Raw genomic sequence first — 11,678 nt, forward strand, 5'->3', positions numbered from 1 at the left:
AAACTGCTCAAAGAATTAAAAAAAGAAGATTTTGAAAGTCCAGAACAAGCGCGATATAAGTTAAAAGTCATCAACAAAAATCTGAAATTATGGGAAATTCAAGAAGTAAAAACTGCCGTTCCCCTGTGTTTCAAGTTTCCTTAACTTGGCAAAAGCATGGCTGGTACGATAATGCTCAAAAATCATCTCTAGTGATGTCGCCATACCTAATAGAAGGACATCAACGAGGCGCAGCATTTGACATAGATTTGGCGATTATTGAAGCTGGTAGTGAGTTTCATCTTTGCTGGCAATACAACACTGATTTGTTTGATGCTGCCACTGTAGAACGAATAGCAGGAAATTATCAAACTTTGCTCTTAAGCATCTTAATCAATCCAGAACAAAGTATCTCATCCTTAGCATTGTTGACCGAAGCAGAACGATACCAGTTGTTGGTGGAGTGGAACAATACTACAAAAGAATATTCACTCGATAAGTGTATCCATCAGTTGTTTGAAGAGCAGGTAGAAAAAACGCCCGATGCTGTAGCAGTGGTGTATGAAGATGAACAACTGACCTACCGAGAATTAAACACCAGGGCAAACCAACTGGCACACTACTTGCAAAAACTAGGTGTGGGGCCAGAAGTTTTGGTGGGGATTTGTGTAGAGCGATCGCCATTAATGATAATCGGATTGTGGGGAATTCTCAAAGCAGGTGGTGCATATCTGCCTCTAGATCCAGCCTATCCAAGCGATCGCTTGGCTTATATGTTGAATGATTCTCAAGCGCAGGTATTGTTAACTCAACGGCAGTTAGTAGACTCAATACCAAATACTGCAGTACAGGTGATCTGCTTAGATACTGACTGGGAGTTGATCGACACTCACAGCGAGAAAAACCCACAAACTGAGGTACAAACCAATAATTTGGCTTATGTGATTTATACCTCTGGATCTACGGGAAAGCCGAAAGGGGTGATGATTGAACATCGATCTTTGGTGAATTTCATTCAATCGCTAAAAGATGAGTATGGGATAAGGGAAAGCGATCGCGTCCTCCAATTTGTATCTATCAGTTTTGATGGCGCAGCCGAAGAAATCTATCCCTGTCTGATCTGTGGTGCAACGCTAGTGTTGCGTACTGCCGAGATGTTGAGTTCTGTCTCCACATTTTTGCAGAAATGCTGGGAATGGAAGCTAACAGTATTGCCCTTGGTAACAGCGTACTGGAACCAGTTAACGTCGGAATTAGCAACAACAAATCAGACTCTACCGACCTCAGTCCGACTGTTGTGTATTGGGGGAGAAACATGGCTGCCAGAAAAATTGAAGCTGTGGCAAAAATGTATGGACGAGCGATCGCGTGTCCATAATTTAAAAGAACTGCTGCTGTTGATGAATGGATACGGCCCTACGGAAGCAACGGGATTGGCAACGATTTATAACTTATCGAAGCTTGTAATAGACGATACACGACCGCAGCAACTGATTGGCAAAGTTCTTGGTAATGTGCAAATTTACATCCTCGATCGCTATCTGCAACCCGTCCCGATTGGTGTAGCAGGTGAATTGCACATCGGAGGTGTCGGTTTAGCCAGAGGTTATCTCAACCGTCCAGATTTAACAGCCGCGAAATTTATTACTCACCCCTTCAATAAATTAGAACGTCTCTCTTACGAAGTTCCTCATCTTGGGGAGACCCCAAGACCGGACTTCGCGCTCTATAAAACAGGAGATTTGGCTCGTTATTTACCTGACGGGAATATCGAGTTTTTGGGTCGAATTGACAATCAAGTGAAGGTGCGGGGTTTTCGGATCGAACTAGGGGAAATCGAAACTGTACTTATCACCCACCCGCAAGTATCAGAAGCAGTAGTGATCGACTCTGATGATATTCCGGGGTCTAAACGCCTAGTTGCTTATGTCGTGACTCGCTCACAGCCGGAAATTAAAAATCAATTGCGTTCTTTCCTCAAACAGAAGTTGCCAGACTACATGGTACCATCTGCTTTTGTGGTTTTGGATGCTCTGCCCCTCACCCCCAATGGCAAGGTCGATCGCCGTGGACTTCCTAAGCCTGACCAAACTAGACCTGACGTAGAAGCAAATTACGTCGCACCCCAAAGTGATGCAGAGCGAAGCATTGCTGCTGTTTGGCAAGAGGTACTTCACTTAGAGAGTATAGGTATCTACGACAACTTTTTTGAAATTGGTGGTCATTCCTTGCTTGCCACCCAAGTTATATCTCGGCTGCGTAAAGTCTTCCAGATGGATCTATCCTTACGCACCTTATTTGAAGCACCAACTATAGCTAGTCTTGCTGAGTATTTTCAGATGATTCATGAGACATTACCAGGACTCGAAGGTTCTTCTAATATTTCTGATGATGAGTACGAGGAGGTTGAAATATGAATATATATAACTTCCTGTATTATCTGCGTAGTTTAGATGTGAAACTCTTTCTTGAAGGTGAGCGGCTACGATGCAAAGCTCCTAAAGGAATCTTGACACCACAACTCCAGGCTCAAATAGCTGAACGCAAAGCAGAGATACTGGCATTTCTACACCAAAATACTCTTTCTGCAATTGAGCCAGTTAGCAGGACAGGAAACCTCCCGCTCTCCTTTGCACAAGCGAGATTGTGGTTTCTTGACAACTTACAGCCCAATAGTGCATTCTACAACATCCCAATCGTCTGGCGTTTTAACGGTCAACTCAACGTAGCTGCACTACAGTCAAGCCTGAACGAAATTATTTGTCGTCATGAAGCGTTACGCACAAACTTTGTAACACAAGAGGATCAACCCGTTCAGGTTATTGCTGCAACTCTTTCTTTGCAACTAGAAATCGTGGACTTGCTTCATCTGCCTCAAGGGGAGCGAGAAGACGACATGCAACGATTGGTTACAGCTGAAGCAGTGCGACCATTTGATCTAGAGCGAGAACCTTTAATACGTGCTACTCTCTTTCAGGTTGACTCAACAGAATATGTGTTTCTGCTAACAGTACACCACATTATTTTTGATGGTTGGTCAACGGGTGTATTCGTCCAAGAGTTAACAACACTCTACACTGCATTCTGTACTGACAAACCCCTCCAAAAAGTTTTGGAACTACCTGAATTACCCGTACAGTATGCCGACTTTGCTGTTTGGCAGCGACAGTGGTTGGAACAAGAGGCGTTTGTACAGTTATCTTATTGGAAGCAACAACTTGAAGGCGCTCCCACCTTACTAGAACTTCCCACTGACAGACCAAGACCTGCCGTACAAACAAACCGGGGAGGTCATCAACAATTTATACTTCCTCGGTCGTTAGGTGAGGCGATCGCCAATCTTGGCAAACGTGTGGGAGCGACCCCGTTTATGACGTTTTTTGCGGCATTTATTACCTTACTTTATCGCTATACAGGGGAAAAGGACATCGTAGTGGGTACGCCAGTTGCTGGTCGCAATCAACCGGAAATAGAAGGGATAATTGGTCTTTTTGTCAATACTTTAGTGCTGCGTACTGATTTGTCAGGCAACCCCAGTTTTGAACAGTTGCTGATTATGGTGCGGGAAGTAGCACTCGAAGCTTATGCTCATCAAGACCTGCCCTTTGAGAAATTGGTAGATGCTTTGCAACCTGCACGTTCTTTAAGTCACTTGCCTCTGTTTCAGGTGATGTTCGATCTCCAGAATGTTCCTATACCATCTTTGGATTTGCCTGAGATAACTGTAAGTTCATTTCCTATAGAAACGGGAACAGCAAAGTTCGATTTGGCTCTATCAATTGAGAATACTGCTTCTGAATTGATAACCGAATGGGAATACAATAGCGACCTGTTTGATGATTCAACGATCGCTCGGATGGCAGGAAATTTCCAAACGTTGGTGACAGGAATTATCACAAATCCCCAGCACCCCATTTCCCAATTACCACTGCTAACAGAAATTGAGCAACATCAATTGTTAGTTGAGTGGAATAATACACAGGTAGATTATCCATTAGATAAATGTATCCATCAGTTGTTTGAGAAGCAAGTGGAGCGCAACCCTGATGCTTTAGCTGTGGTGTATGAAGGGGAACATCTGACCTACGGAGAATTAAACACCAGGGCAAACCAACTGGCACACTACTTGCAAAAACTAGGTGTAGTACCAGAAGTTTTAGTGGGGATTTGTGTAGAGCGATCGCCTTTAATGATAGTAGGATTGTTGGGAATTCTCAAAGCAGGTGGTGCTTATGTGCCTCTAGATCCAACCTATCCAAGCGATCGCCTCGCTCATATGTTGAATGATTCTCAAGCTTTGGTACTGCTAACTCAACGGCAATTAGTGGACTCAATACCGCATCATGAAGCAAAGGTAATCTGCATAGATACCGACTGGGAGTTAATTAGCGACCAAAGTGAGAAAAATCCAGTCACTGAGGTTAAAGCCAGTAATTTGGCTTATGTGATTTACACTTCTGGGTCTACAGGAGCGCCAAAAGGGGTGATGATTGAACATCGGTCTTTGGTGAATTTCACTCAATCGGTAAGAGATAAGTATGGGATAAGCGATCGCGATCGTGTCCTCCAAGCTGCATCGATCAGTTTTGATGCCGCAGCAGAAGAAATCTATCCCTGTTTGACCTCTGGTGCGACGCTAGTGCTGCGTACTTCCTCCATGTTGAGTTCTGTCTCCACATTTGTGCAAAAGTGCTGGGAATGGAAGCTGACGGTATTGATGGTGGGAACAGCATACTGGAACTAGTTAACGTCTGAATTAGCTTCCACAAATCAGACCCTACCTCCATCAGTACGACTGTTGTCTACTGGGGGAGAAAAATGGCTGCCAGAAAAATTGAAGCTATGGCACTCCTGTATGGACGATCGCTCGCATTGCTATAATTTAGCGTCACCGCCGTTGTTAATTAACGGCTACGGTCCTACGGAAGCAACGGTATTAGCCACGATGTGCGACTTATCGAAGCTAGTACTAGAGGATACACAACCACAGCAACTGATTGGCAAAGCTCTTGGTAACGTGCAAACCTACATCCTAGATGGCGAAGTGCAACCCGTCCCCATTGGTGTCCCAGGCGAATTGCATATCGGAGGTGTCGGTTTAGCCAGAGGTTATCTCAACCGTCCAGATTTAACAGCCGCGAAATTTATTACTCACCCCTTCAATAAATTAGAACGTCTCTCTTACGAAGTTCCTCATCTTGGGGAGACCCCAAGACCGGACTTCGCGCTCTATAAAACAGGAGATTTGGCTCGTTATTTACCTGACGGGAATATCGAGTTTTTGGGTCGAATTGACAATCAAGTTAAGGTGCGAGGGTTTCGGATCGAACTAGGGGAAATCGAAACCGTACTGATCGCACATCCGCAAGTATCAGAAGCAGTAGTTATCGACTCTGACGATATTCCGGGGTACAAACGCTTAGTCGCTTATGTCGTTACTCGCTCTAAGCCAGAAATCAAAAATCAATTGCGCTCCTTCCTCAAACAGAAGTTGCCAGACTACATGGTACCATCTGCCTTTGTGATTTTGGATGCTCTGCCCCTTACCCCTAATGGCAAGATTGATCGTCGTGGACTTCCTAAGCCTGATACAGCACGTCATGAGCTAGAAAAAGATATAGTTGCACCGCGCACAGAGTCTGAAGAAATACTAGCCAAAATCTGGTGTGAGGTTCTGCACCTAGAACAAATTGGCATCCATGACAACTTCTTTGAACTGGGCGGAGATTCCATTCTCAGCATTCAGATTATTTTTAAAGCAAAACTTGCTGGACTGCAACTGAGTGCCAAGCAGATATTTCAACACCAGACGATCGCTGAATTGGCAGCAGTGACTAACGTCACCCAGACAGTGAGGGCAGAACAAGGTTTGGTAACTGGGTTATTACCTCTAACGCCCATTCAGCAATGGTTTTTTGCCCAAAATTTCCCAGAACCTCACCACTTTAACCAGTCATTGCTGCTGAAAGTACCGCAAACACTCGACCCCAATCTTTTGTCGCAGGTAGTGCAACAATTATTGTTACATCATGATGCACTGCGCTTACGTTTTGTGCAGTCTGACTCAGATTGGTAACAGATTAACACTAATCCTGATGATACTATTCCTTTTTCTCATGTAGATATGTCTGCAATACTAGAGGCAGAACAAAAAGCTGCGATCGCATCTGCTGCTGATTCCCTACAAACCAGTTTAAACCTTTCTTCTGGCCCAATAATGCGAGTAGCGTTTTTTAGTCTTGGTACTAAAAAAGCCAGCCGATTACTAATAGTCATCCACCACCTAGCAGTAGATGGCGTTTCTTGGCGGATTTTGTTAGAGGATTTGGAAACAGCTTACCAGCAAATCAGTCGCGGTGAAAAGATTCAGCTTCGCCCCAAGACAACATCTTTTAAACACTGGGCTGAGAAACTGAATTCTTATGCAAGCTCAGATATTGCAAACAAAGAACTGACTTATTGGCAAGGCATTTCACGTGCAGAGATAACCCATCTACCAGTGGATTATGCATTAGGTGCGAACACTTTAGCATCTGCCCGCATAGTATCAATGTCACTCTCAGCAGAAGAAACTCGCACTCTGTTGCAGGAAGTTCCCAAAGTTTATAAAACTCAGATTAATGATATCCTGCTGACTGCTCTGGTGCAGACTTTAAGTAAATGGACTGGCAGTAGCTCTGTGTTGCTTCACCTTGAAGGTCATGGACGGGAGGATCTTTTTGAAGATGTAGACTTATCCCGGACAGTCGGTTGGTTTACGACAATTTTCCCCGTACTTTTAGAGTTAAAAGCAACAAATAATCTAGGGGATGCAATTAAGTCTATCAAAAAACAACTCCGTGCCGTACCTAATCGAGGCATCGGCTATGGTGTGCTGCGCTATTTGAGTGGGGATGCAGAGATCACCTCTCAACTCTCTGCAATGCCACAACCTGAAGTAAGTTTCAACTACTTGGGGCAATTCGATTGGGGAATGCAAGAAGATTCTTTCTTAAAACTAGCCCCGGAATCAATGGGAGCAGAACATAGCCAGCAAGAAACTTGTAATCATCTACTAGATATTAACGGACTCGTAGTAGAGAGTCAGTTCAAACTGGATTAGACATACAGCGAAAATTTTCACTCCTCTGCCACAATTGAAAATCTTGCCCAAGATTTTGCAGCAAGCTTGCGATCGCTAATTGCTCATTGTTTATCTATTGATACTGATGAATCTGAAAAACCAGTAAATAATTTCCAGCTTCAGGAAAATAAAGTTTTAGTTCCCCTACATTTATTAGAACTTCCACAGGATATCTCTGATTTACTACCTGACGATACAGAATTGGCATATCCTCTTGCCAGAATGCAAGAGTTTATGTTGCATCATTACTCAAATGATCATCAGAAAATGGGGGTTTATCATGGACAGGAATCATTTGATATATATGATGACAATCTTTCGTTAAATGCCTTTAAAAAAGCATTAGAAATGCTAGTGCAAAAACATCCGACTTTGAGAACCGTATTTATCACTTCTAACGGAAAACCAGTATGTCAGGTGGTTAAAAAGAATCTAAAATTTTCCATCCATGAGCAAGACATTAGCAACATCAAATCGCATGAACAGGAAAATTACATTGATGAGGTTGTAAAGCAAGACAGGCAAAACTTGTTCAACGTTGAAAATCCCCAGGAGCCACTTTTTCGAGTATGGCTTTTTCGGAAAGCCAAGAATAGATTTGAATTCTTAATGTCAATACATCATGCAATTACAGATGGCTGGAGTAGTATTGAATTCCTTAACCAACTTTATGACTTATATTCTGCTCTCAAGAAAGGAGAAGAAATAACAGTATTACCTGCTGCCAATGTGTACAAAGAATTTGTCACTTTGGAGAAAGAGATAATTAGCTCATCAGACGCATCAAATTTCTGGAAGCTTCACTTAAGAAACTATATATATAAACCATTGAAGCCTTTAAGCGCTTCAGTAAATCAAGTAGAAACTGTTGCCGAAGAATACCATTTTGACTCAGAAATAATTGCTGACTTACGTGAATTCTGTCGAAAATTAAAAGTTTGACCAAAAGCAATTTTCTTGAGTGCCTACGTTGACCTAATTGCTACTGTAATGAAAGAAAATACAGTTTCTGTAGGAGTTATTTCTAATGGTAGGACAGAAAGATTATCTGATCCATTCGGAGCTTTGGGCTTGTTCTGGAATATTGTTCCCTTGTGTCAATCAATTATAGGAGATAAAAATGTCCAAATTAAAAATGTGCAAGAATCCCTAATTGATATCGAACCTTATGTTAGATATCCACTTCTACAAATTTTGTCAGACCAACAAGAAATAGAGTTGTTTCTCGCTACGTTTAATTTCGTGAATTTCCATAATGATAAAAATAATTCTGAACATCTTGGCTTAAAAATATACCGGAGAAGGTTACATGACAAGTTCAATTTTCCTTTAAATTATGCTGTGTCAATGGAATCAGTTTCAGGAAATGCAAGCATATATGTGGAATACGATCAGATGTATTTTAGTAGTCAAGATATTCGCTCAATGCTTCAAAATTATCTTGAAATATTAAAAAATACAATAAATAGTGGGTGACAGAAGCTCTATTTATAACTGAATACGGTTCAGTTCAGGCTAAAACTCTTTGTCAAACTCAATTTTTTTAACGAACCGCCAAGAACGCCAAGGACGCAGAGAGAAGAAGGAAATGCTTAACTGAACTGTATTGATTTATAACTGAATACTTGACAAATATCCTCTGAGATTCAAAATCTAAAATTCTATTCCTTATTCTTTCCCAAGATTTACAACACAGAGACTCACAAGATGAAAACCCTACTTATTGACAATTATGATTCTTATACCTTTAATCTTTACCAATTAATTGCAGCAGTCAATGGAGAGTATCCTACTGTAATTTACAACGATCAATTTGCATGGGATGAACTGCAACAGTGGGAATTTGACAACATTGTGATTTCACCAGGGCCAGGTCGTCCTGAGAATCTCAAAGATTTTGGAATCTGTCGTCAAGCTATTCAAAATACCCAAGTGCCGCTTCTAGGCGTTTGCCTTGGACATCAAGGACTTGGTAATGGGTATGGAGGAAAAGTTATTCATGCGCCGGAAGTTCGGCATGGCCGGCTCAGTGATGTTTATCACACTAGTACTGATTTGTTTGCAGGAATTCCTTCTCCTTTCTCTGTTGTGCGCTACCATTCCTTGCTGGTTTCAAATGATCTACCGGACTGTTTAGAAAAAGTAGCGTGGACACAGGACAATCTGGTGATGGGAATGCGCCATCGCTCTTTGCCGCTATGGGGTGTGCAGTTTCATCCAGAGTCAATCTGTACTGAGTATGGACAAACCCTGTTCGAGAATTTTAGACAGATTACCTTCAAATTTGCCCAAGAGCGCGGCAATAGTCAGAAAAAACAGTATTGGATCGGAAATAGCGGGACTGCTCCAATACCTTCAAGTTCTTATTGCCAAAAACAGCAACAGGAATTTGAACTTTGTACGCGCAAGCTGAGTCTGTGTCCCGATACTGAGCAGATGTTTGTGCATTTGTTTGGCAACTCACTAAATGCATTCTGGTTAGACAGCAGTCGTGTTGAAGCCGGTCTTTCCCGCTTTTCCTTCATGGGAGATAACAGTGGCGAAAACAGTCTCCTGATTCATTATCAAGCGCGATCTGCCGTAGGCGGCAGCGCTTCGCTAACGCAAGAACTCACCGTTACCAAGTCCGATACCATCAGCCGTAGAACAGAGGGGATTTTTGACTATCTCCAGCATGAAATTGAACGGCGACATTGCTCATCTGATGATTTACCCTTCGATTTCAACTGCGGGTTTGTGGGTTACTTTGGATATGAACTAAAGGCAGAGTGCGGAGCTAAATTAAACTACCCCTCTACCTTACCCGATGCCATGTTTCTGTTGGCCGATCGCATGATTGTAATCGATCACCAAGAGCAAGCCCTCTATCTACTCTGCCTAATTCAGCAGGGACAAACAGCCGCCTCTGAAGCCTGGTTTGAATGGATCAGACACCAGATTGAGAACCTTCCTCCCCTGTCACCTGTTGTTCCTGAGAAGAAAGAGACACCTGTTATCTTCCGATTAAACCGGTCTAAAAAGACTTATCTTGATGATATTGAGACATGTTTGCAGGAAATTCACGAAGGAGAAACTTATCAAGTTTGTTTAACAAATAAGATTCACACAGACACGACACCCGATCCACTGGCGTTCTATCGTTCATTACGCCGCATCAATCCTGCTCCTTACTCTGCATTTTTGCGTTTTGGCGATGTAGCGATCGCCTGCTCATCTCCAGAGCGATTTCTGCACATCGATCGCCAAGGTTGGGTAGAAACAAAGCCTATCAAGGGAACGCTACCACGAGGAAAAACGCCCAAAGAAGATTTTATTCTGCGTGAAAGATTGTGGAACAGTGAAAAAGATCGAGCGGAGAATCTAATGATTGTAGATTTGCTTCGCAACGATCTAGGACGGGTTTGTGCAGTCGGTACTGTTCATGTTCCCAAATTGATGGATGTAGAAACTTATGCCACAGTACATCAATTGGTAACGACCATTCGCGGTCATTTACGCGCCGATATGAGCGCCACAGACTGCATTCGTAATGCCTTCCCCGGCGGTTCTATGACGGGCGCTCCCAAGCTCAGAACCCTTGAGATTATTGATCGATTAGAGCAGTCAGCACGAGGAGTTTATTCAGGAGCGATCGGCTTTTTGGGATTGAATGGTTCAGCTGACTTGAATATTGTCATTCGCACTGCTGTGTTGACTCCAGAGCAAACCTCGATTGGCGTTGGCGGTGGCATTGTAGCGCTTTCTGATCCTGAGATGGAGTTTCAAGAAACAATGTTGAAAGCAAAGGCATTGATTCATGCCATGATGCTCACAACGCATGGAACCCTTGATCCTGACCAATATTACATCCAGGGAATAGAGACAGAGACTTTTGATAGCTCTAAAAAAGTGCGGGCATAGGTGTATAAACTGTTGAAATCTAATTCCAAAGGGCTTATGTCAATACAGAACGTTGGGATACCTTTACCTATGAGACAGCGAAGCCCGTGGTGGGACAAAACTTGCTGGTGGATAAGTATGATAGCGGGATCGCAGCTTTGCGCTTTGCTGAAGAAAATCCTGATGTATTAGTAGTTGATGAAGTTATTGGCTCTATCCAAACGGCTTGGCTTGTATATGGCCGCCAGCAAAATAGGCAGCAGGGAGTGATTGGGATCAAAAATCCCAAACTTTTCCAATCAGAACTTTTTCATGCATAGGTAATCATATTAAAAAATGTCAGTATTTTTCCCAGAACCTCAAACGATAAAGATTCGCCCAGACTTAGAATTGACTCTTTTCCAGTGTCAAGAAATAGTCATTCAATTAGCTAATATCTCGCCAGGAGCAATTTTTGAGCCTCATCAACATCCAGAAAGTCAAATGGGTATGATTTTTAATGGTTGTGTGGAAATCAATGTCGATGGTAAGAAAGCAATTTTAGAGCCATTTCAGCAAGTGTATGTAGCGGCAGCTAATTGTAGCGAACTGCAAACATAAACGCTTCAAACCGCAAACAAGGCGATTTTGAAACCACATTAAGGTTCTTGTCAGCTTTTGGTGATGATGAAAGGTTACGCGCTTTAAGGCAGAAGGC

General features: G+C 42.7%; 4 protein-coding genes and 2 pseudogenes. All 6 read left to right on the forward strand.

Going from position 1 to position 11,678, the window contains the following annotated elements; all coding sequences use genetic code 11:
• The first annotated feature begins 89 nt into the window (after nt 1-89).
• Nucleotides 90-2,396, forward strand: coding sequence for an amino acid adenylation domain-containing protein (locus HWQ36_RS19635; RefSeq protein ID WP_292705413.1), 2,307 nt, complete (start codon nt 90-92; stop codon nt 2,394-2,396).
• Nucleotides 2,393-7,081: pseudogene (locus HWQ36_RS19640) on the forward strand (amino acid adenylation domain-containing protein). Before HWQ36_RS19635 ends, HWQ36_RS19640 begins: the two are co-directional and overlap by 4 nt.
• Nucleotides 7,082-7,303: 222 nt before the next feature.
• Nucleotides 7,304-8,578, forward strand: a pseudogene (locus HWQ36_RS19645) (condensation domain-containing protein).
• 231 nt (nt 8,579-8,809) lie between these two features.
• Nucleotides 8,810-11,002 (forward strand): aminodeoxychorismate synthase component I, encoded by a 2,193-nt coding sequence (gene pabB / locus HWQ36_RS19650; RefSeq protein WP_292705415.1) that lies wholly within the window; start codon nt 8,810-8,812, stop codon nt 11,000-11,002.
• A gap of 86 nt (nt 11,003-11,088) precedes the next feature.
• On the forward strand, nt 11,089-11,301 hold the full coding sequence (locus tag HWQ36_RS19655) for a hypothetical protein (protein WP_292705417.1): 213 nt from the start codon (nt 11,089-11,091) through the stop codon (nt 11,299-11,301).
• A 16-nt stretch (nt 11,302-11,317) separates the two neighbouring features.
• Nucleotides 11,318-11,581 carry a cupin domain-containing protein gene (locus tag HWQ36_RS19660; protein WP_292705419.1) on the forward strand — a complete coding sequence of 88 codons (264 nt, stop codon included), beginning with the start codon at nt 11,318-11,320 and terminating at the stop codon, nt 11,579-11,581.
• Nucleotides 11,582-11,678 lie beyond the last annotated feature (97 nt).

The organism is Nostoc sp. NMS2 (genome assembly GCF_017115105.1).
Classification (GTDB): Bacteria; Cyanobacteriota; Cyanobacteriia; order Cyanobacteriales; family Nostocaceae; genus Nostoc.